22 protein-coding genes and 1 pseudogene are annotated in these 22,692 nt (G+C 52.6%); 10 read left to right on the forward strand and 13 right to left on the reverse strand.

Features of this window, described 5'->3' with window-relative positions; genetic code table 11:
- Entirely contained in the window at positions 1–2,022 is a 2,022-nt protein-coding gene (gene ligA, locus EC840_RS22050) for an NAD-dependent DNA ligase LigA (RefSeq protein ID WP_112290715.1), read from the reverse strand.
- Between the two features lie 71 nt (positions 2,023–2,093).
- Positions 2,094–3,092, reverse strand: coding sequence for a cell division protein ZipA (zipA, locus tag EC840_RS22055; protein WP_129639105.1), 999 nt, complete (start codon positions 3,090–3,092; stop codon positions 2,094–2,096).
- Positions 3,093–3,315: 223 nt separating this feature from the next.
- Between zipA and cysZ the strand changes: the two genes are divergently transcribed.
- The 5 genes and pseudogenes from cysZ to crr all read left to right on the forward strand — a co-directional run bounded on the left by cysZ (position 3,316) and on the right by crr (position 8,272).
- Positions 3,316–4,101, forward strand: coding sequence for a sulfate transporter CysZ (gene cysZ, locus EC840_RS22060; RefSeq protein ID WP_120161611.1), 786 nt, complete (start codon positions 3,316–3,318; stop codon positions 4,099–4,101).
- A 210-nt stretch (positions 4,102–4,311) separates the two neighbouring features.
- The gene (gene cysK, locus EC840_RS22065; protein WP_112290710.1) at positions 4,312–5,277 is read left to right on the forward strand and encodes a cysteine synthase A; all 966 of its coding nucleotides are present in this window, start codon (positions 4,312–4,314) and stop codon (positions 5,275–5,277) included.
- 401 nt (positions 5,278–5,678) lie between these two features.
- Positions 5,679–5,936, forward strand: coding sequence for a phosphocarrier protein Hpr (gene ptsH / locus EC840_RS22075; RefSeq protein WP_013574433.1), 258 nt, complete (start codon positions 5,679–5,681; stop codon positions 5,934–5,936).
- A 50-nt stretch (positions 5,937–5,986) separates the two neighbouring features.
- A pseudogene (gene ptsI / locus EC840_RS22080) lies at positions 5,987–7,784 on the forward strand (phosphoenolpyruvate-protein phosphotransferase PtsI).
- Positions 7,763–8,272 (forward strand): PTS glucose transporter subunit IIA, encoded by a 510-nt coding sequence (gene crr / locus EC840_RS22085; RefSeq protein ID WP_112290707.1) that lies wholly within the window; start codon positions 7,763–7,765, stop codon positions 8,270–8,272. The pseudogene ptsI and the gene crr overlap by 22 nt, the downstream one beginning before the upstream one ends.
- Positions 8,273–8,462: 190 nt before the next feature.
- Here crr and EC840_RS22090 read toward each other — a convergent pair whose 3' ends face one another.
- The 10 genes from EC840_RS22090 to EC840_RS22135 form a co-directional block, all read right to left on the reverse strand.
- Complete coding sequence (locus EC840_RS22090; RefSeq protein ID WP_205951164.1) at positions 8,463–9,794, reverse strand: ATP-binding protein; 1,332 nt, start codon at positions 9,792–9,794, stop codon at positions 8,463–8,465.
- 4 nt (positions 9,795–9,798) lie between these two features.
- Positions 9,799–10,482 (reverse strand): response regulator transcription factor, encoded by a 684-nt coding sequence (locus EC840_RS22095; RefSeq protein ID WP_101076260.1) that lies wholly within the window; start codon positions 10,480–10,482, stop codon positions 9,799–9,801.
- Between the two features lie 102 nt (positions 10,483–10,584).
- Positions 10,585–11,469 (reverse strand): cysteine synthase CysM, encoded by an 885-nt coding sequence (gene cysM, locus EC840_RS22100; protein ID WP_132967082.1) that lies wholly within the window; start codon positions 11,467–11,469, stop codon positions 10,585–10,587.
- A gap of 115 nt (positions 11,470–11,584) precedes the next feature.
- Positions 11,585–12,679 (reverse strand): sulfate/thiosulfate ABC transporter ATP-binding protein CysA, encoded by a 1,095-nt coding sequence (gene cysA, locus EC840_RS22105; protein WP_113876016.1) that lies wholly within the window; start codon positions 12,677–12,679, stop codon positions 11,585–11,587.
- The gene (gene cysW, locus EC840_RS22110; RefSeq protein ID WP_112290701.1) at positions 12,669–13,544 is read right to left on the reverse strand and encodes a sulfate/thiosulfate ABC transporter permease CysW; all 876 of its coding nucleotides are present in this window, start codon (positions 13,542–13,544) and stop codon (positions 12,669–12,671) included. The genes cysA and cysW overlap by 11 nt, the downstream gene beginning before the upstream one ends.
- On the reverse strand, positions 13,544–14,374 hold the full coding sequence (gene cysT / locus EC840_RS22115) for a sulfate/thiosulfate ABC transporter permease CysT (RefSeq protein WP_112290699.1): 831 nt from the start codon (positions 14,372–14,374) through the stop codon (positions 13,544–13,546). Before cysT ends, cysW begins: the two co-directional genes overlap by 1 nt.
- The gene (gene cysP / locus EC840_RS22120; RefSeq protein ID WP_132967084.1) at positions 14,374–15,396 is read right to left on the reverse strand and encodes a thiosulfate ABC transporter substrate-binding protein CysP; all 1,023 of its coding nucleotides are present in this window, start codon (positions 15,394–15,396) and stop codon (positions 14,374–14,376) included. Before cysP ends, cysT begins: the two co-directional genes overlap by 1 nt.
- 211 nt (positions 15,397–15,607) lie before the next feature.
- Positions 15,608–16,507 (reverse strand): Dyp-type peroxidase, encoded by a 900-nt coding sequence (locus EC840_RS22125; RefSeq protein ID WP_113876015.1) that lies wholly within the window; start codon positions 16,505–16,507, stop codon positions 15,608–15,610.
- A gap of 105 nt (positions 16,508–16,612) precedes the next feature.
- On the reverse strand, positions 16,613–17,242 hold the full coding sequence (locus EC840_RS22130) for an RpoE-regulated lipoprotein (RefSeq protein ID WP_132967086.1): 630 nt from the start codon (positions 17,240–17,242) through the stop codon (positions 16,613–16,615).
- A gap of 144 nt (positions 17,243–17,386) precedes the next feature.
- Complete coding sequence (locus EC840_RS22135; protein ID WP_113876013.1) at positions 17,387–17,830, reverse strand: DUF2919 domain-containing protein; 444 nt, start codon at positions 17,828–17,830, stop codon at positions 17,387–17,389.
- Between the two features lie 203 nt (positions 17,831–18,033).
- On the opposite strand from EC840_RS22135, the gene EC840_RS22140 reads away from it, so the two are divergent.
- Positions 18,034–18,432 (forward strand): YgiW/YdeI family stress tolerance OB fold protein, encoded by a 399-nt coding sequence (locus EC840_RS22140; RefSeq protein WP_181955542.1) that lies wholly within the window; start codon positions 18,034–18,036, stop codon positions 18,430–18,432.
- Between the two features lie 73 nt (positions 18,433–18,505).
- Here the strand turns inward: EC840_RS22140 and EC840_RS22145 are convergent, their stop codons facing one another.
- Positions 18,506–18,931, reverse strand: coding sequence for a GNAT family acetyltransferase (locus tag EC840_RS22145; RefSeq protein WP_013574419.1), 426 nt, complete (start codon positions 18,929–18,931; stop codon positions 18,506–18,508).
- 275 nt (positions 18,932–19,206) lie between these two features.
- On the opposite strand from EC840_RS22145, the gene amiA reads away from it, so the two are divergent.
- The 4 genes from amiA (at position 19,207) to EC840_RS22165 (ending at position 22,627) form a co-directional block, all read left to right on the forward strand.
- The gene (gene amiA, locus EC840_RS22150) at positions 19,207–20,091 is read left to right on the forward strand and encodes an N-acetylmuramoyl-L-alanine amidase AmiA (RefSeq protein WP_112288884.1); all 885 of its coding nucleotides are present in this window, start codon (positions 19,207–19,209) and stop codon (positions 20,089–20,091) included.
- A 134-nt stretch (positions 20,092–20,225) separates the two neighbouring features.
- The gene (hemF, locus tag EC840_RS22155) at positions 20,226–21,176 is read left to right on the forward strand and encodes an oxygen-dependent coproporphyrinogen oxidase (RefSeq protein WP_132967088.1); all 951 of its coding nucleotides are present in this window, start codon (positions 20,226–20,228) and stop codon (positions 21,174–21,176) included.
- On the forward strand, positions 21,176–21,625 hold the full coding sequence (locus EC840_RS22160; protein WP_112288886.1) for a YaiI/YqxD family protein: 450 nt from the start codon (positions 21,176–21,178) through the stop codon (positions 21,623–21,625). The genes hemF and EC840_RS22160 overlap by 1 nt, the downstream gene beginning before the upstream one ends.
- Before the next feature lie 54 nt (positions 21,626–21,679).
- Complete coding sequence (locus tag EC840_RS22165; protein ID WP_132967090.1) at positions 21,680–22,627, forward strand: nucleoside hydrolase; 948 nt, start codon at positions 21,680–21,682, stop codon at positions 22,625–22,627.
- The last annotated feature ends 65 nt before the right edge of the window (positions 22,628–22,692 follow it).

The following is a 22,692-nucleotide window of genomic DNA, read 5'->3' on the forward strand; positions in this document are numbered from 1 at the left end:
TTATTCACCCAGCAGGCGGATCATCTCCGCTTCGTCGATCACGTCGATCCCCAGTTCCTGCGCTTTCGCCAGTTTGGAACCCGCGGCTTCACCGGCGATCACCAGATCGGTTTTCTTCGACACGCTGCCGGACACTTTCGCACCCAGCGCGGTCAGACGATCTTTGGCTTCATCGCGGGAAAGGATCGACAGTGATCCGGTTAATACCACGGTTTTACCGGCAAACGGACTGTCGATTTCTTCCGGTACAATGACCTGCACTTCAGGCCAGTGAATGTTGATTTCCGGGCTTAACAGCTCGTCAATCACCTGCTGGTTATGTTCTTCCGACAGGAAATTCACCACGTGTTTGGCGACCACTTCACCAACGTCCTGGACGGTTTTCAGTGATTCGATATCCGCCGCTCTCAGTGCTTCCACTGAACCGTAATGCGCTGCCAGATTGGCCGCCGTAGCCTCACCCACTTCACGAATACCCAGAGCGTACAGGAATCGCGCCAGCGTGGTTTCTTTGGCTTTCTCCAGCGCATTCACCACGTTTTGCGCCGATTTCGGCCCCATGCGATCCAGACCAGTGAGCTTGCCTGCCGTCAGACGGAACAGGTCAGCCGGCGTTTTGACATATTCTTTCTCGACCAGCTGGTCGATGATTTTATCGCCCATGCCGTCAACGTCCAGCGCGCGGCGGGAGACAAAATGCTTCAGCGCTTCTTTGCGCTGTGCACCGCATATCAGGCCAGCGGTGCAACGCGCCACGGCTTCGCCTTCGACACGCTCGACATCAGAATGACAGACCGGGCACTGCGTCGGGAATACCACTTCGCGGGCATTTTCCGGACGTTCATCCAGCACCACACCGACTACCTGCGGGATAACATCACCGGCACGGCGCACTATCACGGTATCGCCGATACGCAGGCCAAGACGCTCGATTTCATCGGCGTTATGCAGCGTGGCATTGCTGACCATCACGCCCGCCACCAGAACCGGCTCCAGACGTGCCACCGGCGTGATCGCACCGGTACGCCCTACCTGAAACTCGACGTCTTTCACCAGCGTAATTTGTTCCTGCGCCGGGAATTTGAAGGCTGTTGCCCAGCGCGGCGCACGCGCCACAAAGCCCAGCGTTTCCTGAATATCCAGCGAGTCAATTTTCACTACCACGCCGTCAATATCAAAGCCCAGTGACGGACGGTCGGCTTCGACCTGACGATAGAACGCCAGCACTTCCTCACTGCCGGTGCACAGGCGGACGCGGTCACTGACCGGCAAACCCCAGGCCTTAAATTGTTGCAGGCGGGCAATATGACTGCGAGGCAGTTCACCGCCTTCCAGCAGACCCACGCCGTAGCAGAAGAAAGTCAGCGGACGTTTGGCGGTAATGCGCGGATCCAGCTGACGCAATGAACCGGCAGCGGCATTACGCGGGTTGGCAAACACTTTGCCCCCGGTGCGGCGCGCTTCGTCATTCATCGCCTCAAAGCCCGGTTGCGGCATAAACACTTCACCACGCACTTCGAGACGAGCCGGAATATTGTCGCCATGCAGACGCAGAGGAATGGCGCGAATGGTACGCACGTTAGCGGTGATGTTCTCACCGGTCGTGCCGTCGCCACGCGTGGCTGCCTGCACCAGTTCGCCATTCTCATACAGCAGGCTTACCGCCAGACCATCGAGTTTCAGCTCACAGCAGAACGTCAGCGGTTCAGTGGTTTTCAGCCTGTCCTGCACACGCTTGTAAAACGCCAGATAGCTTTCTTCATCAAATACGTTGTCCAGCGACAACATCGGCACCTGATGTTTTACCTGTTCGAAAGCAGAAAGCGGCGCGGCGCCCACGCGCTGCGTGGGAGAATCCGCAGTGATCAGCGTTGGATGCGCGGTTTCCAGTTCCCGCAATTCACGCATAAGACGGTCATATTCGGCATCAGGCACTTCCGGTGCGTCCAGAACATGATACTGATATTCATGATGGCGCAGCTGAGTGCGTAAGTGATTGATTTGTTCTTCGATAGTGGCCATGACTCACCGTGGAGATAAAAAACCCCCGGCAAGCGGGGGTTTGGGGAAAGGGTATTTCACGAACGCCAGAATCAGGCGGTCGCTTCGAGGACCTCGCGGATCCGCGCTTTGTACGTTTCGAGCTTCTGCGGCGTAATCATACGACGCTCATCGTCAAGCACCATCGCACCGACATCATCGGCAATGCGCTGTGCGGACTGCAACAGCAGTTTGAAGTTCTGATGCGCGTCGCCATAGCAAGGCACCATCATGAACAACGTCACACCAGGTGTAGAGAAGTCGGACATATTGTCAGGGTCAAAAGAACCCGGTTTGACCATATTTGCCAGACTGAACAACACCGGACCGCTGCCCGCCGGGCTAACGTGACGATGGAAAATATTCATTGCGCCAAACTGGAAGCCGGACTGAAGCACGCTGTTTAACAGGACTTCACCACCGATAACGCCGCCCTGATGCGCTGCAACGTGCAGCACCAGCACCGTTTCTTTCAGTTTCGCTTTCTCTGCCGGCGCTTCTTCTGCCGGAGCAAAAGGCGCAGGCTGAGGTTCAGCTTTGGCAGCAGGTGCCGCGTCCGCATGAATTTCCTGCGGCGGAACCGGTGCTTTCGCTTTAGGTTCAGGCGCATATTCCTGCGGTGCAAAATCAGCAACAGGTTCGCGTCGCGGTGCAACTGCAGGTTCAGCGGCTGAATAACCACTCAGCAACGGATCATCCTGCACAGCATGATGCTGTGGCTGAGCCGGTGGCTGGGGACGAGCAACAGGTGCTGGCGCTGGCTGCACAGGTTGACCCTGCGGCTGACGTGGCGGTGCAGTCTGTTCTGGCTCATCATACTGACCAAAAGTCGGTTCATCCTGAGGATAAGCAGGACGCACGCGCACTTCCCCCACTCCATCGACGAAATCGTCAGGCGGAGATTGTTCCCGTTCTTTTTTCACACGTTTAGCTGGACGATCGCGAAACAGCGAAGAGCGTTCTTTACGGCTGGTCCACAAACCGTGTAACAACAACGCTATTATGGCGATCGCGCCAACAACGATTAATATCAGACGCAAATCCTGCATCATTGCTATCTCTGTTGTTCTAATACATTGCCACCACGGCAAACATTCACAATATTAACTCTATTTGCCCACGTAGATAAGTGCAAGTCTGGACTCTACTTTCTGCTAATAAATAGGGCAGTTGCACCTTTTTTTGCTGTTTTTTCAGCCAATCCACTGGTAGCCAGTGGAAAATCATACCGATATGATAGCCCATGTCATTCAACTCAGAGAGAAAATTTCGTTTATGACTTCATCGCAAAGCGCCAGACAAGAAAACGGCGTGCATTATTTCAAACAGGGCTGGACGCTCATTTCCTTACCAGGGATACGACGTTTTGTGATTTTACCGCTGGCGGTCAACGTATTGCTGATGGGCGGCGCGTTTTGGTGGCTGTTTACCAAACTGGGAGAATGGATCCCCGCCATGATGAGTAAGGTTCCGGCCTGGCTGAGCTGGCTGGATTATCTCATCTGGCCGGTAGCGGTACTATCCGTGGTGCTGGTGTTCAGCTATTTCTTCAGCACCATCGCCAACTGGATTGCGGCACCGTTTAGCGGATTGCTCGCCGAACAACTCGAAGCGCGCCTGACCGGTAAACCGCTGCCGGATACCGGCATCTGGGATATCATGAAAGACCTGCCGCGCATCATGAAACGCGAATGGCAGAAACTGGCGTATTACCTGCCGCGAGCCATCGTCTTATTTGCGCTTTACTTTATTCCGGTGATTGGCCAGACCGCCGCGCCGGTGCTGTGGTTCTTCTTCAGCGCCTGGATGGTGGTTATCCAGTATTGCGATTATCCGTTCGATAATCACAAAGTGAGTTTTGCGGATATGCGCCGCTCGCTCGGCAGCAACAAAATCGACAATATGCAGTTTGGTTCGCTGGTCAGCCTGTTTACGATGATCCCGGTGCTCAATCTGGTGATCCTGCCGGTGGCGGTGTGCGGTGCTACCGCTATGTGGTGCGACCGCTATCGGCATGTTTACGTTAAAAACAATGTTGACGTGAATTCCACCCGCGCATAACGTTTTTTCTTCACAGCCGCCTGCGGGCGGCTGCCTGCTATGCTTGACTTTTCGTCCTCAAACTTATTTCTTAATAACGTATCGATATACCAAATACCAAAACCTTACTTCACTGGGAAAGCGGTTCGCGTATGCTTTCTCGATTCCCACTAATTTCATAGTGTTGAAAGCTTCACACCGTGAATATTTCATACAGTTAAAGGACGGGTTATGAGCAAGATCTATGAAGACAATTCATTAACAATTGGCCATACGCCACTGGTTCGCCTGAACCGTATCGGTAATGGTCGTATTCTGGCTAAGGTCGAGTCACGTAACCCGAGCTTCAGCGTGAAATGCCGTATCGGTGCGAACATGATCTGGGACGCTGAAAAAAAAGGCATCCTGACCAAAGATATCGAACTGGTTGAACCGACCAGCGGAAACACGGGTATTGCACTGGCTTACGTCGCTGCCGCGCGCGGTTATAAACTGACGCTGACCATGCCGGAAACCATGAGCGTTGAGCGTCGTAAACTGCTGAAAGCCCTCGGCGCCAATCTGGTGCTGACCGAAGGCGCGAAAGGTATGAAAGGCGCAATTGCAAAAGCCGAAGAAATTCAGGCCAGCGATCCTTCCCGTTATCTTATCCTTCAGCAGTTCAGCAACCCGGCCAACCCGGCTATCCATGAGCAAACCACCGGTCCGGAAATCTGGGAAGACACCGATGGCGCAGTCGATGTGCTGATTGCAGGCGTGGGCACCGGCGGTACCATCACCGGCACGGGTCGTTATCTGAAAAGCAAAAAAAGCAGCGTGAAGCTGGTGGCCGTTGAGCCAACGGATTCGCCGGTGATTACTCAGACGCTGAATGGCGAAGAAGTGAAACCGGGCCCGCACAAAATTCAGGGCATCGGTGCTGGTTTCATTCCGGGCAACCTGGATCTGGAACTGCTGGATCGCGTCACGCTGATCACTAACGATGAATCCATTCAGATGGCACGTCGTCTGATGGAAGAAGAAGGTATTCTGGCGGGGATTTCTTCCGGTGCTGCGGTTGAAGCTGCGGTGAAATTATCTAAAGAACCCGAGTTTGCGGATAAAACCATCGTGGTTATCCTGCCATCTTCCGGCGAACGCTATCTGAGTACCGCATTATTTGCAGATTTGTTTACTGAAAAAGAATTGCAACAATAATGCCACATCCCTAAAAGCGGATAAAAAAGCACCTTTCGGGGTGCTTTTTTGTGGGCTACATCAAAGTTTACACCACTCTGTCATTGATTTTACCCGCCAGGTTTAGTATTTAACCGGTCAATTATTTCGATGCGCGAAATTAATCGCCTCCATGAACCCGCCCGCTGAATCGATTTACCGATTTGTTACAAGAGGGGAAATCACGGCATAATGGAGAAATAACAGAAAAGCCTAGATCTAGGGCAAAGAGTTTTATCGCTGAGTGCGTTATTTTCTCTTTTCTGTTGCATCTGAACCTGCCCCTGAACCATAGTCAGGCGCTAATCTCTACAGGCTAAAGTGAAGCGCATAAGCTAAACTTTAGCTCCACAACATTACTTTAATAAGTTGGGGAAACAACAATGTTCCAGCAAGAAGTTACAATTACCGCTCCTAATGGTCTGCACACTCGCCCTGCTGCACAGTTCGTGAAAGAAGCTAAAGGTTTCGCTTCTGACATCACTGTGACTTCAAATGGCAAAAGCGCCAGTGCGAAAAGCCTGTTTAAACTGCAAACTCTGGGCCTGACCCAAGGTACCGTTGTGACCCTCTCAGCTGAAGGTGAAGACGAGCAGAAAGCCGTTGAACACTTGGTAAAACTGATGGCAGAGCTCGAGTAACACTCAGCCGCTCTTATATCGTTTAAACCAGTCAAGAGAAAGGTAGGGTTATGATTTCAGGCATTTTAGTATCTCCCGGTATCGCTTTCGGCAAAGCACTTCTGTTGAAAGAAGATGAAATTGTCATCAACCGGAAAAAAATCTCTCCTGATCAGGTTGATCAGGAAGTTGAACGTTTCCTCGCTGGCCGTGCGAAAGCCTCAGCTCAGCTGGAAGTGATCAAGACCAAAGCCGGTGAGACCTTCGGTGAAGAGAAAGAAGCCATCTTCGAAGGCCACATCATGTTGTTGGAAGACGAAGAGCTTGAACAGGAAATCATAGCCCTTATCAAAGACGAGCATGCTTCTGCTGACGCTGCTGCTTTCTCTGTCATTGAAGGTCAGGCGAAAGCCCTGGAAGAGCTTGATGATGAATACCTGAAAGAACGTGCGGCTGACGTACGTGATATCGGTAAACGTCTTCTGCGCAATATTCTCGACATGACCATCGTTGATCTGAGCTCCATCCAGGACGAAGTTATCCTGGTTGCGACCGATCTGACGCCGTCAGAAACGGCTCAGCTGAACCTGAACAAGGTTCTGGGTTTCATTACTGATTTGGGTGGTCGTACTTCTCACACCTCAATCATGGCGCGTTCCCTGGAATTACCTGCAATCGTAGGTACCAGCGATGTGACCAAACAAGTCAAAAATGATGACTACCTGATCCTCGACGCTGTAAACAATAAAATCTATGTCAACCCGACAGCAGACGTTATTGACGAGCTGAAAGCCGTTCAGAACCAGTACATCTCAGAAAAAGACGAACTGACTAAACTGAAAGATTTACCGGCTATTACGCTGGATGGTCATCAGGTTGAAGTTTGTGCCAACATCGGTACCGTGCGCGACGTCGCCGGTGCAGAGCGCAATGGCGCTGAAGGTGTCGGCCTGTATCGTACAGAATTCCTGTTCATGGACCGTGACAGCCTGCCTACCGAAGAAGAGCAATTCCAGGCATATAAAGCCGTTGCTGAAGCGATGGGCTCACAGGCAGTTATCGTCCGTACCATGGACATCGGCGGTGATAAAGACCTGCCGTACATGAACCTGCCAAAAGAAGAAAACCCGTTCCTGGGCTGGCGTGCAATCCGTATCTGTCTGGACCGTAAAGAAATTCTTCACGACCAGCTGAAAGGTATTCTGCGTGCTTCTGCGTTCGGTAAACTGCGCATCATGTTCCCGATGATCATTTCTGTTGAAGAAGTGCGTGAACTGAAAGCAGAACTGGAAATGTTGAAAGCTCAGCTGCGTGAAAAAGGCCAGGCATTCGATGAAACTATCGAAGTAGGCGTGATGGTTGAAACCCCGGCTGCTGCAGTGATTGCTCATCACCTGGCAAAAGAAGTCGATTTCTTCAGTATTGGTACAAACGATCTTACCCAGTATACTTTGGCTGTGGATCGCGGTAACGAACTGATTTCTCATCTGTACAACCCAATGTCTCCGTCAGTACTTGGTTTAATTAAGCAAGTTATTGACGCATCTCATGCTGCCGGTAAATGGACAGGGATGTGCGGCGAGCTAGCCGGTGACGAACGTGCTACACTTCTTCTATTGGGCATGGGGTTAGATGAGTTCAGCATGAGCGCTATCTCTATCCCACGCATCAAGAAAATTATTCGCAATACAAACTTCGAAGATGTGAAAGCGCTGGCAGATCAGGCCCTGGCCCAACCTACGGCGCAAGAGTTGATGAACCTGGTTAACAAGTTCATTGAAGAAAAAACACTCTGCTAATTGCGCGATGCTGGTAAAGCTGCCCAAATTAATGCTTAGGAGAAGATCATGGGTTTGTTCGATAAACTGAAATCATTGGTTTCTGATGATAAAAAAGACGTTGGCACTATTGAAATCGTAGCGCCGATCTCTGGTGAGATTGTCAACATTGAAGACGTGCCTGACGTTGTTTTCGCTGAGAAAATCGTAGGTGACGGTATTGCTATCAAACCATCTGGCAACAAAATGGTTGCTCCGGTTGATGGCACTATCGGTAAAATCTTCGAAACTAACCATGCTTTCTCAATCGAATCCGACAGTGGCATTGAGCTGTTCGTACACTTCGGTATCGACACCGTTGAACTGAAAGGCGAAGGCTTCAAACGCATCGCTGAAGAAGGCCAACGTGTTAAGAAAGGCGATTTGGTTATCGAGTTCGATCTGCCTCTGCTGGAAGAGAAAGCGAAGTCTACCCTGACTCCGGTTGTTATCTCTAACATGGACGAGATCAAAGAGCTGATTAAACTGACAGGTAGCGTGACTGTGGGCGAAACCCCAATCATCCGCATCAAGAAGTAATTCGCTCAGCGAGTTGTAAAGCAAGAAGTTAAAAACGGCGCCTAATCAGCGCCGTTTTTTATTGCCTGTAAAAAAGCTATCCGCAAAATAATTCGAGTCGCAGAAAGGCGGCAAACGAAGCCATCCCGATGAGCTTACAAAAGTAAGTGATTCGGGTGGCTGAGAGTAGCCAACGCCTCTGCGGCTCGGATTATGAAGCGGATTTCCAGTGCGGAACCTGAAGGCTGATGATCAGGCCATGAGGCTGTGCGTTACGCGCATCCACTTTACCTTCATGCGCCAGCATCACTTTACGGGTAATGGCCAGCCCCAGACCATAGCCTTTGCCTGACAGCGGCGATTTCACTCGCACGAACGGGTCGAAGATACTCGACAACTTATCTTCTTCCACACCCGGCCCCTGATCGGCCACTTCAATTTGCAGATACTCTTCAACCTGCGCCAGTGAAACAGTGATTGTTTGCCCGCGCGCAGAAAAACGCAGTGCATTGCGTACCACGTTATCGACAGCACGTCGCATCAGCTCAGCATTGCCTTTCACGGTGTAATCCAGGTCATCCGCTGATTCGGGAAAGAGCGCAATCTCCACGCCCGGTAACTGCGCCTCATAGCGCGCGTCGTTCACCACCGCTTCCAACAGGCCGTACAGATCGAAGTACTCTTCATCCGGGATTTCACTGCTTTCAGTTCGCGACAGCGCCAGCAGCTCCCCGATCATCTTGTCCAGACGTCCCGCTTCATGTTCAATGCGACTCAGCGAGCTTTCAACATTTGAAGGATTCTGTCGCGCCAGGCCGATGGCCAGTTGCAAACGCGCCAATGGAGAACGCAGCTCGTGAGAAACGTCATGCAGAAGTTCTTCACGCGCCTTCACCAGAACCTGTAAACGTTCGGCCATGGAGTCGAAATCGCGAGCCACTTCTGACAGCTCATCGTGCCGCTTACCCATGCTGGTAAACAGGCGTACCGATAAATCGCCCTGCGCCACCCGCCCGAAAGCTTTACGCATTTGCAGCATAGGTCGGGTCAGGTTCCACGCCAGCATCGCGCTGAAGAGTAATCCGCCCAGTCCGCCCAGCCATAACAACGGCGGAGGCATATTCAGCCAGTCCCTGTGACGTCTCGGGCGATATTCATGCATCAGCCCGTCTACATCATATTTCAGCCGGTAGCCCTGCCCGTCCGGCCCCTGCACAAACTGCACGACTTCATGCGGGATTTTACCAGGTTCCAGATCCTTAATCGTATTGCCTTTGGCAGGCAGCAAAGAAGGTGTTACGGAGAAAAACTGCCTGTCATCATCCGGCCAGTCCGCCATCATCGCGTTAAGTGCAGGCATACCGCCGTTGTGCAGCGTTGACACCGCTGACGTAATTTGCAGTTTTACAAAGCGTCGTGCAATGCCGCTTTCCGGCGGTTCGTGCGGATTATAAAAAGCAAAAACCACCCAAAGTCCCTGAGTGATCGCCACAAAAGTGAACCAGAATCCCAGCAGGATTTTCCAGAACAGTTTTCCGCGCATTCGTTTAGCGTATGCGATAGCCAATGCTGCGCACCGTTTCAATAGTCAGAATATCGCCACCTTCCAGTGACCCCAGTTTTTGGCGGATATTACTGATGTGAACATCAATGCTGCGATCATAAGCTTCACGCGGACGGCCGAGGCCTTTTTCTGACAACTCATCTTTTGAAACCACGCGTTCCGGAGACCGCAGTAACAGCTCCAGCAGATTGAATTCAGACGCCGTCAGGTCGAAAGGAACCCCACGCCATTCGCTGCTGCGGGTAGCCGGATTCAGCGTCAGGTCACCGTAGTTTACGGATGAAGAATCAGAGTGCGATTCCTGTTGCTCTTCCACACGGCGCAATACTGCACGCAGACGCGCAACCAGTTCGCGCGGGTAACAAGGTTTAGGCATGTAATCATCGGCGCCCATTTCCAGGCCGATAACGCGATCGATATTGTCGCCCTTGGCGGTCAGCATGATGATCGGCAGACGGCTGTTTTTACGCACCTGACGCAGGACATCAATACCGCTCATATCCGGCAGCATAATGTCGAGGATCATCGCGGTATATTCGCCGGACATCGCCCCTTCCACGCCCGCTTTACCGGTCAGCACCAGAGAAGCGTCAAAACCTTCTGCAATCAGATATTCGCTGAGCATGGTTCCTAATTCGAGATCGTCATCGACTAATAAAATTTTCATTCTTTATTTCCGCCTGGCTAAAATTTTGGTCATTTTTACCACTAACCCTGCATTACGCAGCCGCTTTTACTCTAATTTTACATTCACCAGCCGAATATAAAATTAAACGTTAAAAACACCAGTGGATAAATAACGGTCACCGCGATCGCAGACAATTGCCACAATCACACTGCCGGGATGACTTCTGGCGACACGCAATGCGCCCGCAACAGCGCCGCCAGAACTCACGCCACAGAAGATGCCTTCTTGCCGCGCCAGAGCCCGCATGGTGTCTTCCGCTTCGCCCTGCCCCATATCCATCACTTCATCGACCAGTTCAGGGCTGAAAATACCCGGCAGATATTCCTGCGGCCAGCGGCGTATGCCCGGAATGCTGCTGCCTTCAGAAGGTTGCAACCCGACAATTTGCACACCCGCGTGCTGACTGCGCAGAAAGCGACTGACACCCGTGATGGTGCCAGTCGTCCCCATGCTCGACACAAAATGCGTAATACGCCCTTGCGTCTGCTGCCAGATTTCCGGGCCGGTAGTCGTAAAGTGCGCGAGCGGGTTGTCCGGATTATTGAACTGATCCAGCACTTTCCCCTGCCCCTGCAGTTCCATTTCCTGCGCCAGGTCCCTCGCACCTTCCATCCCCTGCGCGCGGCTGACCAGCAATAATTCAGCGCCGTAAGCGCGCATTGATGCCTGCCGCTCTAAGCTCATATTTTCCGGCATCAGCAATTTCAGCTTATAACCTTTGAGTGCCGCAATCATCGCCAGCGCAATACCGGTATTACCACTGGTGGCTTCAATCAGCGTATCACCGGGATGAATTTCACCGCGCTTTTCCGCCTGCTCAATCATGAACAGCGCTGCACGGTCTTTTACTGAGCCCGCGGGATTATTGCCTTCCAGTTTGACCCAGATCTCGCTGTCGAGTCCCTCGGTCAGACGCTGTAATTTCACCAGAGGTGTATTACCGATGTAGTGTTCGAGCGGACTCACGGGCTTGCCTTATATTAAAAAGGTATATTGACTGATAAAAAAAACATAAACAGATATCAGACGATAAAAAGGGCGGCTCGAAGACCGCCCTGAGAAACATGCTGATTAAAAAATATCAGGCGCTCTTCGCTAACGCAACGGGTTGTAGCTGCTGATCACCGGCATACAGGCGGCCATTCAGCCCGCCGACATAAAAACGATCGCCGCGCTGAGGTGCGCTATTACCGTGAGCTTCAGAAAGCACCACGGAAAGCGGTTCATCGTGCCAGCCGTCCGCCTGCACGATAAGCTGCCAGAAATGACCACGCGGGCTGACCTCCAGCACTTTTACCGGCAACGGGCAGCGCGCAGTACTGTGCGCGGTAATTTCCATTTCCCACGGACGCAGGAACAAATCGACCGCGCCCTGATGTAGCGGCGGGTTCTCCAGCGGCCAGTGATGCGCGCCGACATACAACTGAGAACCGCGAATTTCACCACCGATTTTATTCACTTCACCCATAAATTCCAGCACGAAGCGGGTTGCCGGTTCACGCCAGATTTCTTCCGGAGCGCCCACCTGTTCAATATTCCCCTGGCTCATGACCACCACGCGGTCGGCGACTTCCATCGCTTCTTCCTGATCGTGGGTCACAAACACGCTGGTGAATTTCAGCTCTTCATGCAACTGACGCAGCCAGCGGCGCAGCTCTTTACGCACCTGCGCATCCAGCGCACCGAAAGGCTCATCCAGCAGCAGAATTTGGGGTTCGACCGCCAGCGCACGGGCCAGTGCTACACGCTGTTTCTGACCACCAGAAAGCTGTGCCGGATAACGGTTAGCCAGATGGGCTAACTGCACCATCTCCAGCAGTTTAGTGACTTTCTGTTTAATCGCTTCGGCGTTCGGACGCTCGCGGCGCGGCAGCACCGTCAGGCCAAAGGCGATGTTGTCGAACACCGTCATATGGCGGAACAGCGCGTAATGCTGAAACACGAAACCGACCTGACGATCACGGGCGTGGAGACGCGTCACGTCTTTACCGTGAAAACTCAGATGTCCGGCGCTCTGGTTTTCCAGCCCGGCGATAATGCGCAGCAGCGTGGTTTTACCGGAACCTGAAGGCCCGAGCAGCGCCACCATCTCTCCGGAAGCAATATCGAGCGAGATATCATTGAGCACTTTCGTGCGGCCAAAATATTTGTTGATACCGTTAATTTCAATGCTCATGACTTTCCTCCCGCTCAAGACGGTCGTTATGGCGTTTCAGACGCCATTGCAGGCCGCTTTTCAGAAACAGTGTGACAATCGCCATCAGGGTCAGCAACGCAGCGGCAGTAAACGCGCCTGCGGTGTTGTAGTCCTGATGCAGTAACTCAACTTGTAATGGCAGCGTGTAAGTTTCGCCGCGGATAGAACCGGAAACGACAGATACCGCACCAAACTCCCCGATCGCACGGGCATTGGTCAGCACCACGCCGTACAGTAATGCCCAGCGGATATTCGGCAAGGTCACGCGGCGGAACATCTGCCAGCCTGACGCGCCCAGTAACACCGCCGCTTCATCTTCATGGCTGCCCTGGCTCAGCATCACCGGCACCAGCTCACGGATAACAAACGGACAAGTAACGAATACCGTTACCATCACCATGCCCGGCCAGGCGAACATAAACTGAATATTATGCGCATCCAGCCAGCCGCCAATCGGGCCGTTAGTACCGTAAAACAGCAGATACAACAGACCGGCAACCACCGGCGAAACCGCGAACGGGATGTCGATCAGCGTCAGTAACAGCTGACGCCCCGGGAAATTAAAGCGCGCCACCAGCCAGGCTAGCAGCGTGCCGAAAATCAGGTTCACCGGCACGGTAATCAGCGCCATCAGCACGGTCAGCCAGATGGAATGCAACATGTCAGAATCAGACAGGTTCTTCCAAACAGCAGCAATCCCGTCGGAAAAGGCCAGCACGAAAATGCTGATCATCGGGATCACCAGCAGCAAAATACAAATCAGTAAACCTGTGCCGATCAGCGACCATTTTACCCAGTCGATACGCTGGCGTTTCTCGCCTGCAAAAGCCGGAATATCAGACATTACTGGCCTCCCAGACGACGGCCATAACGGCTCTGTAAGGTGTTAATTGCAAACAGCAACAGCAGCGAGGCGGCGAGAATAACCGATGCAATCGCGCTGGCTGCCGGATAATCAAATTCCTGCAAGCGGATGAAAATCATCAGCGAGGTCACTTCAGTTTTCCACGCAATGTTACCGGCGATGAAAATCACTGCACCGAATTCGCCCAGGCTGCGGGTAAAGGACAGCGCCGTGCCCGCCATCAGAGAAGGCATGACTTCCGGCAATACCACGCGACGGAAACTCTGCCAGCGCGAAGCGCCCAGCGTTTCAGCAGCTTCTTCATATTCCGGGCCTAATTCTTCCAGCACCGGTTGCACGGTACGAACCACAAACGGAATGCTGGTAAAGGCCATCGCCACTGCAATACCAAGCCAGGTGTATGCCACTTTGATATCAAAATGTGCCAGCCACTGACCGTAAAATCCGGTGGTAGAAAACAGGCCTGCCAGCGTTAAACCAGCCACGGCGGTCGGCAAGGCAAACGGCAAATCCATCAGCCCGTCCACCAGGCTTTTACCGGGGAATTCGTAACGGGTCAGGATCCATGCCATCAGCATGCCGAAGAAACAGTTAAAAATACTCGCCACACCCGCCGCCAGCAGCGTCACTTTGTACGCCGCAACAACCTGACCGTTGGTGATCACATCCCAGTATTGCGCCAGCGTCATTTGTGACAACTGCATCACCAGCGCACTCAGTGGCAGCAACAACACCAGGCAGACGAACAGCAGGCTGCTGCCGAGGCTCAGGGTGAATCCGGGTAATACGCGTTTGCTCGACAACAACATTACTTGTGACCTTGCTCTAACAGTTTGTCCAGCTCACCGCCGGTACTGAAATGGGTTTCCATCACTTGTGGCCAGCCACCGAACTGCTCTTCGACTTTGAACAATTTGGTATCCGGGAACTGCCCTTTCGCCGCCGCCATCGCCGTTTTGTCATACACCCGGTAGTTAAAACTGGTGATGATTTTCTGCGCCTGCGGGCTCCACAAATAATTCAGGTAATCTTTTGCGGCTTTTTCTGTGCCATTTTTCTCGACGTTTTTGTCCACCCAGGCCACCGGGAACTCAGCCAGAATGTCCACTTTCGGCACAATCACTTCGTATTTATCGTCACCGTACTGCTTACGGATATTGTTCACTTCAGATTCGAAACTGATCAGCACATCACCCAGTCCGCGTTCCACAAATGTGGTTGTCGCGCCACGGCCGCCGGTATCAAACACCTGCACGTTTTTCAGGAAAATCGCCATTTTCTCGCGGGTTTTCGTCTGGTTTTTATTATCTTCCAGATTGAACGCGCCCCAGGCACCCAGGTAGGTATATCGGCCATTGCCGGAGGTTTTGGGATTCGGGAACACCAGGCTCACGCCCGGACGCGCTAAATCGTCCCAGCTGTGAATGTTCTTTGGATTGCCCTTGCGGACCAGAAACGCCATGGTGGAATAAAACGGCGAACTGTTGTTGGGCAAACGACTTTGCCAGTCGGCAGGGATCAGATTGCCGCGGTCATGCAAAATCTGCACATCGGTCACCTGATTGTAAGTGACGACATCGGCTTTCAGACCCTGCAAAATCGCCAGTGCCTGCTTGGAAGAACCAGCATGCGACTGTTTAATATCGAGTTTGTCACCGTCGTTTTGATCAGCCCACTGTTTCTGGAATGGCGGGTTCAGAGCAGCAAAAAGTTCACGGGACACATCATAAGAACTGTTGAGCAATTCAGTCGCCGAAGCCGCGCCGCTGGCCAGCAGCAGTGCCGCCACGGAACCTTTCAGCACGCTGCCTGTAAATCCGAATGTTTTCATGCTTAGCCTTAGGTGAGTGAACCGATATGCGACGCTGATAAATGCCGCTCAATATCACACAGTGTATTTATAACTGAGGGTCAGGCTGTAACGGTTTTATATACCATTTGGTGATTTTCAAGCATGAAAAGCTATAAGGCATTAACAAACGCAGGGGGAATAACAGAAGGGGAAGAGGCAGCGCGTCCGTGAAGGAACGCGCTGAAGGAACTTAAAGCGCTAAAAGACGTGTCAGTGATGGGGCGAAATAATAGCTGCCGGTCACCGGACGGGTGAAACGCAGCATCGCATCACGTTTACCATCGAGATCGCCAAACATGCTCAGCAGTTGTTTTTCGATGTTCCACAGACGGGCGCAATAGCTGATGAAATACAAACCGTGTTCGCCGCTTGCCGTGCCATAAGGCAGGCTCTGGCGCAGAATTTTCAGGCCCTTGCCGTCTTCTTTCAGGTCAACACGACTGACGTGGGAAGTGTCCGGGCGAGTTTCTGAATCCAGCTCTTCATCGGTGTCTTTGGTACGCCCGATGACGTCTTCCTGCTGCTGCACGGAGAAACGTTCCCATTGCACCAGATTATGTTTCCAGCGCTGAACCATCACGTAGCTGCCGCCAGCATCGACGCTGCCTTCAGGAATAATCGCCACCTGTGCGCGGGCCTCTGCTTTCGGATTTTCAGTGCCGTCAACAAAACCGCTCAGATCACGTTCTTCGATCGCACGGAACCCGTGGGTTTCTTCTTCAACGACAATGGAACTGCCGAACGCTTTCAGTGCCGCCCGTGCCAGCGCAAAGTTAACGTCATGACGAAGGGACTGTATGTGCAACAACATATCGCGCTGCGTAGCAGGTGCCAGACCTTTGCCCAGCGGTTGGAAAGATTTCAGTTCATCCGCGCCCTGATTGCCGGATAAATCACGCCACACATCGTTGCCAAAGGCTACGACCGCACCAAGATGTTCGGTGGGAAATTTTTTCTGCATGTCTTCCAGTACAGCCACAAATGCACGGCAGCCCTGCCGGAGCGCATCCAGGTCACCCTGAGCTTTCGCTTCGATGTAAATCGCGAAACGGCAATGTTCGGGCAAAATGCCGCTCTGAACCTGAGTCATCTTCTCATCCTCGTTAATTTGACCGGCGACATCATACCGGATGTCAATAAAAATGCCTTGCGCGAAGGCAAGGCATTGAGGAGTTATTACGCTGAGAAACAGGTTTTACTGAGCAGTGGAAGCCTGAGCCGGATTAGCCCGCCAGATAATTTTACTTACCTTCCAGTCTTTCAGCGCGTCGTCCGAAGGCATCAGTGATTCCGGGCCATGCCAGATCCCGCTGAAGACATAGGTGACGTGAGAACTTTGCGGCGCTTTACACTCGACGTTCTGCGCATCATCTCCCTCGCCTTTTACACACACATCGAAGGCTTTGCTGTAAAGGCTGCTGAATGACGTGCCGATTTTAACGCCCCATTCGCTTTCTACTTTAGGATCCACCACGTCAACACGCTGAACGTTGCCTTTCGGCTCGCCGCTGATCGACATTTTCACGTCCTTGCCGTCCATCGCCTGGAAGAAGCTCAGCATTTTTCCGCCGCTCATCGACATGCCACTGCGCAAGGTATAATCACCGTCCAGCGCATCGTTAATGGCCGTTTCTGTCAGCGCCGTACTACCTGTTATCCCGCCTACTCCTTTATCGCTGACCGTCAGGCTGCTGCCAAACCAGTTGAGCGGATTCATGCTCGACCAGGAAACACTTGGCCACGACATGTTAGACATCGACGAACAGCCAGTCAGGATCAGTGGCAGCACCAGCAACAGGGGGCGAACCCGCAAGCGAACAGTCATTCCATACTCCTTTTCTGCCCGTTCCCGTTGGCCGGCGCGGCCTGGCGGACAAACCGACAGTGAATTAATATTTTAACAATTATTGTTAAGCGCCAGTTCGAGTGTATTTCTGGCAAAAAAGTTCAGCCCAAAAGGGAATATGCTTCAGGCCAGACGGTGTGAGGCATCAAAACAGGCGCGCAAACGGCGGCTCAATAACCAATACGCCAGTGCGGCCGCATCCAGTAATGCCAGCACGATATCCACACCAGAAATTATGTCAGTACTTTGCCATAATCCCAGAGCCTGCAATGCAAAAGTGACAAACATCCCGGCAAGAAGTAACCAGTATCCGGCCTGCCAGATGCGCGGCCAGACATGACGACGACCACTGAGCAAAAACACCAGCGCGGGCGGCAACCCCAGCAACATCCCGGACCAGAAACTTTGCTGATCGGGGTAAAACAGCGTCAGCAAATCACTTCCCTGCTGGCGGGAAGCACCCGCCATCACAAACAACAACCAGGTTCGTGCCTGCAAAATTAAAATCGTCCAGAACCACAGCGGCAATCGCAACATACCGTGGTCGTTATAATCATCCGGGTTCATAAAAAGAACAACGTTCCTGCAAATAAGGTTAAATCTAACAATCCCCAGTGACATACCTAAAATAATTTGATGTATGCCGGGTATACGCTTAAGAAACTGTTAAGAACAGTCTGCTTTAATGGTCTCCAGCACGGCAAGACATCCGAAACGATGTCATAGTTGTCGTTACTCCGGAAACGTTAAATTAAGGAAGACCTATTATGATGAAGAAGATCACTCTGGCAACCCTCATTGCACTTTGTTCAGCGACGGCGTTTGCCCAGCAAACCGGCGGCTTTAACGGTCCGTCAGCACAGGAAACGCAAACACAGCCTGCAGCACAGGGCGGTTTCACCGGTACCACGGCGCTGAGCACCGTGAAAGACGCGCAAACCATGAAAGATGATCAATGGATCATGCTGGAAGGTTTTATCGATCAGCGTATCGACCACGATAAATACATTTTCCGCGATAACACCGGCACCCTCAATGTAGAAATTGACGGCAAGCGCTGGCAGGGACAGAACGTATCGCCGAAAGATAAAATCCGCATCGAAGGTAAAGTCGATAAAGACTGGAACTCTGTGGAAGTTGACGTCAAGAGCGTTAAAATTATCAAGTAATTCATGATGTAAAAAGCCCCGGCAGAAGTGATTCTGCCGGGGCTTTTTTATTCAATGAAGAACAACGGGTAGATTAATATTCCTGATCTTCGATCAGCCGCTTACCCAGTAAAAGCGTATCCGAAATTTCATAACCCAGTTTTTCGTACATGCTGACCACGGCATCGTTTTCTGCACGCACCATTAAATTCATTTTCGGGCAGCCGCGGGCAATCAGTTTTTTCTCCAGACGATTAACCAGCGCGTTAGCGATGCCTCGTCCGCGATAATCCGGATGTACGCCGAGATAGTTAGCCGAACCGCGATGGCCGTCGTAGCCGCCCATCAGGGTGCCGACCACTTCGCCACCCACTTCTGCCACCAGGAAAAACTCCGGGCTGTGGTTAATTTTACGTTCGATATCCAGCTCAGGATCGTTCCACGGGCGCAGCAGATCGCAACGCTCCCATAAGGTCAGTACTTCTTCAAAATCTTCTTGACGGTATACGCGAATTTCCATCACTGTTCGCCGCTGTTAATAGGGGTTTACTTGATTATCGCGTGATCTGTTTGATACGCAACATCAAAATCACAGATTGTCTGCTTTAAGAATGAATTTAAACCGCAAATTCAACATCTGAAGAAGATATTCCCGCCCGTTACCGGACATTTATTCGGCCCTGATTTCATCCGCGACACAATATTCATAAAAAGTAATAGTTCTCAGATCGAAACTATAAAAAAGATACTCTATAACATAGAGCATTCTGCCTTTTTTCTGACGGTAACGGACTGATGTTAAACCCCCTGAACAAATTTCTACATTTCCAGCCGCTTCCTGCTGCCGCCACACGCCGCCAGTTACTGCTTTCCGGACTCGGTTTAGCGATTGCCGCCTTTGGTTCCCGCTCTGCCAGCGCAGCACAACAGGCACACATCACCAAATCCGCCCCGGCACCTAAGCCGCCTGGCGCGAAGAAACTGGTGATGATCGATCCCGGCCACGGCGGTATTGATTCCGGCGCTGTCGGTCATGAGGGTTCGGAAGAAAAACACGTGGTGCTGGAAATCGCCAACTATGTGCGGGAATTTTTGGGCGAGCAAAGCCATATTGAAGTCAAACTAACCCGCGATTCCGACCACTTTATTCCACTTTATCAGCGTGTTGAACTGGCACATCAGCATCAGGCAGATCTGTTCGTTTCCATTCACGCCGATGGTTACACCAGCCCGACGGCCTCCGGTGCGTCGGTTTTTGCTCTTTCCAACCGCGGTGCCAGCAGCGCCATGGCGCGCTATATGTCGAAGAAAGAAAATGACGCCGACCTGGTTGCCGGAGCGAAGTACGCCAAAGAAGACAACAATTATCTGCAGCAGGTGTTATTCGATCTGGTGCAGACCGACACCATTAAAAACAGCCTGACGCTGGGGCATCACGTGCTCGACAGGATCCGGCCTATCCATCACCTGCACAGCCAGCAAACTGAACAGGCCGCATTTGCCGTTCTGAAATCCCCGTCGATCCCGTCAATTCTGGTGGAAACATCGTTTATCACCAACCATCAGGAAGAACAGTTGCTCAGCACAACAGCGTTCCGCCGTGAAATTGCTCAGGCCATTTCCCAGGGTATCGTGAACTTTTTCAGTTACTTCGATGCCAACGAGCGCAAGCCCCGATAACGTTTCCCCCACACCCAAAGCAGCCGCCTTTGGTGACCCGCAGGGTTTTGGGTATATAATAACGTCCACTTTTCTATCATTCAGCGCCCGCAAGGCGCTGAATGTCTTTTCAGTCAACGTCTGCGAGTTAGCCTGTGAGCCAATCCATTCCCGACATCCAGCAAGTCAAAACCTTCCTGCTAAAGCTTCAGGACCACATTTGCCAGCAACTGGCCGCTGCCGATGGCAAAGGTCATTTTGCTGAAGACCAGTGGGTTCGCGAAGAAGGCGGTGGCGGTCAGAGCCGGGTTATGACCCATGGCGCAGTGTTCGAACAAGCTGGTGTGAACTTCTCGCATGTTTCCGGCGCGACCCTTCCGGCTTCCGCCACGGCACATCGCCCTGAACTTGCCGGGCGTAGTTTTCAGGCCATGGGCGTCTCACTGGTCATTCATCCGCTGAGCCCTTACATTCCGACCAGCCACGCCAATGTGCGTTTCTTTATTGCCGAAAAGCCGGGTGAAGCGCCGGTCTGGTGGTTCGGTGGGGGTTTTGACCTCACACCGTATTATGGTTTTGAAGAAGATGCCCGCCACTGGCACCTCACCGCGCAGCAGCTTTGCCAGCCATTCGGCGATGACGTGTATCCGAAATACAAAAAATGGTGTGACGATTACTTCTTTATCAAACACCGCAATGAAGCACGCGGGATCGGCGGTTTATTCTTTGACGATCTGAACTCGCCAGATTTCGATACCTGTTTCAGCTTTATGCAGGCCGTCGGCAACGGCTTCACTGACGCCTATCTGCCCATCGTGGAAAAACGCAAAGCAATGCCGTGGGGCGAACGCGAGCGTCAGTTCCAGCTTTACCGCCGTGGCCGCTACGTCGAATTCAATCTGGTGTGGGATCGCGGAACACTGTTTGGCCTGCAAACCGGCGGGCGTACAGAATCTATCTTGATGTCGATGCCGCCGCTGGTGCGCTGGGAATATGGCTACGAGCCGGAAGCTGGCAGCCCGGAAGCCGCGCTGTACAGCGATTTCCTGCCGGTTCGCGACTGGCTGGCTGAAAAAGGATCCTCTGTAAATGGAGAGGCAAGCTAATGCAAATCTGGGTTGATGCCGATGCCTGTCCGAATGTCATCAAGGAAGTGCTGTTCCGCGCCGCTGAGCGCACCGGCATGATGGTGACACTGGTGGCTAACCAAATCATCCGCACTCCACCGTCGAAATTCCTGCGTACTTTGCGCGTGGAAGCCGGTTTTGACGTCGCGGATAACGAAATCGTTAAACGCACCGAGCCCGGCGATCTGGTGATCACCGCAGATATTCCTCTCGCGGCGGAAGTGATTGAAAAAGGCGGTGTAGCGCTCAACCCTCGCGGCGAGCGGTACACCACTGAAACCATCAAAGAGCGCCTGAATATGCGTGATTTTATGGACACCATGCGCGCCAGCGGCGTGCAGACCGGCGGACCGCCTGCGCTTAATCAGCGCGACCGCCAGCAATTTGCCAATGAACTGGATAAGTGGCTGCAACAAGCCAAAAAATAATCCGGTCTGGCTGTCGAAACCGAAGTACCACTACATTAATTAAAGGAATAAGAAATGGTCAAAAAGATCATCCTTGACTGCGATCCGGGGCACGACGACGCTATCGCGATGTTACTGGCTCACGGTAACCCTGACATCGAACTGCTGGCCGTCACCACGGTGGTCGGCAATCAGACGCTGGAAAAAGTCACCCGCAATGCGCTGGCAGTCGCCCGCGTGATCAATCTCACCGGCGTGCCGTTTGCCGCAGGCGCAACGCGTCCGCTGGTGCGTCAGATTGAAGTGGCTGACGAAATCCACGGCGAATCAGGTCTTGACGGACCGGTGCTGCCGGAAGCCGCCATTACACTGGAGCCGGTACACGCTATCGATTTGATCATTGATTTGATCATGTCCCACCCGCCGAAAACCATCACGCTGGTGCCCACCGGCGGGCTGACCAACATTGCGATGGCGGTACGCAAAGAGCCGCGCATTGCTGACCGTGTCAAAGAAGTGGTGCTGATGGGCGGCGGTTATCATGTAGGTAACTGGAGCGCAGTCGCCGAGTTTAATATCAAAATTGACCCGGAAGCCGCCCATATCGTGTTCAACGAAAAATGGCCGCTGACCATGGTCGGGTTGGATCTCACCCATCAGGCACTTGCCACGCCGGAAGTCGCTGCGCGTATTGCTGCGGTCGGCACACAGCCCGCCAAATTTGTCGGTGAGCTGCTCGATTTCTTCGGTATGAGCTACAAAGATCGTCAGGGCTTTGATTCCCCGCCGGTTCATGACCCCTGCGCAGTGGCTTACGTGATTGATCCGAACGTAATGACGGTGCAAAAAGTGCCGGTGGATATTGAGCTGACCGGCACGCTGACGCTGGGCATGACTGTTGCCGATTTCCGCACCCCACCGCCGCCGGATTGCCACACGCAGGTCGCGGTAAAACTCGATCATCAGCGTTTCTGGGATCTGATCGTCGATGCGCTGGAGCGGATCGGCGAAGTGAAATACTGAGCCCGTCATTTCATGAAACAGGGCGCCCGTTGCGGCGCCCTTTCAGGTTTAAGCAGGCAGGTTCA

Source organism: Rahnella sp. JUb53, assembly GCF_004346065.1.
In the GTDB taxonomy this organism is placed as follows: Bacteria; Pseudomonadota; Gammaproteobacteria; order Enterobacterales; family Enterobacteriaceae; genus Rahnella; species Rahnella variigena.

Coding starts and splice junctions, on each gene's coding strand:
- cysZ (WP_120161611.1), top strand. CDS start 3,316: ATGACTTCATCGCAAAGCGCCAGACAAGAAAACGGCGTGCATTATTTC.
- EC840_RS22145 (WP_013574419.1), bottom strand. CDS start 18,931: ATGGAAATTCGCGTATACCGTCAAGAAGATTTTGAAGAAGTACTGACC.
- cysP (WP_132967084.1), bottom strand. CDS start 15,396: ATGAAAACATTCGGATTTACAGGCAGCGTGCTGAAAGGTTCCGTGGCG.
- zipA (WP_129639105.1), bottom strand. CDS start 3,092: ATGATGCAGGATTTGCGTCTGATATTAATCGTTGTTGGCGCGATCGCC.
- cysA (WP_113876016.1), bottom strand. CDS start 12,679: ATGAGCATTGAAATTAACGGTATCAACAAATATTTTGGCCGCACGAAA.
- crr (WP_112290707.1), top strand. CDS start 7,763: ATGGGTTTGTTCGATAAACTGAAATCATTGGTTTCTGATGATAAAAAA.
- amiA (WP_112288884.1), top strand. CDS start 19,207: ATGTTAAACCCCCTGAACAAATTTCTACATTTCCAGCCGCTTCCTGCT.
- cysW (WP_112290701.1), bottom strand. CDS start 13,544: ATGTCTGATATTCCGGCTTTTGCAGGCGAGAAACGCCAGCGTATCGAC.
- ligA (WP_112290715.1), bottom strand. CDS start 2,022: ATGGCCACTATCGAAGAACAAATCAATCACTTACGCACTCAGCTGCGC.
- EC840_RS22135 (WP_113876013.1), bottom strand. CDS start 17,830: ATGAACCCGGATGATTATAACGACCACGGTATGTTGCGATTGCCGCTG.
- ptsH (WP_013574433.1), top strand. CDS start 5,679: ATGTTCCAGCAAGAAGTTACAATTACCGCTCCTAATGGTCTGCACACT.
- cysK (WP_112290710.1), top strand. CDS start 4,312: ATGAGCAAGATCTATGAAGACAATTCATTAACAATTGGCCATACGCCA.
- EC840_RS22095 (WP_101076260.1), bottom strand. CDS start 10,482: ATGAAAATTTTATTAGTCGATGACGATCTCGAATTAGGAACCATGCTC.
- EC840_RS22125 (WP_113876015.1), bottom strand. CDS start 16,507: ATGACTCAGGTTCAGAGCGGCATTTTGCCCGAACATTGCCGTTTCGCG.
- EC840_RS22140 (WP_181955542.1), top strand. CDS start 18,034: ATGAAGAAGATCACTCTGGCAACCCTCATTGCACTTTGTTCAGCGACG.
- EC840_RS22130 (WP_132967086.1), bottom strand. CDS start 17,242: ATGACTGTTCGCTTGCGGGTTCGCCCCCTGTTGCTGGTGCTGCCACTG.
- EC840_RS22160 (WP_112288886.1), top strand. CDS start 21,176: ATGCAAATCTGGGTTGATGCCGATGCCTGTCCGAATGTCATCAAGGAA.
- EC840_RS22090 (WP_205951164.1), bottom strand. CDS start 9,794: ATGCGCGGAAAACTGTTCTGGAAAATCCTGCTGGGATTCTGGTTCACT.
- cysT (WP_112290699.1), bottom strand. CDS start 14,374: ATGTTGTTGTCGAGCAAACGCGTATTACCCGGATTCACCCTGAGCCTC.
- EC840_RS22165 (WP_132967090.1), top strand. CDS start 21,680: ATGGTCAAAAAGATCATCCTTGACTGCGATCCGGGGCACGACGACGCT.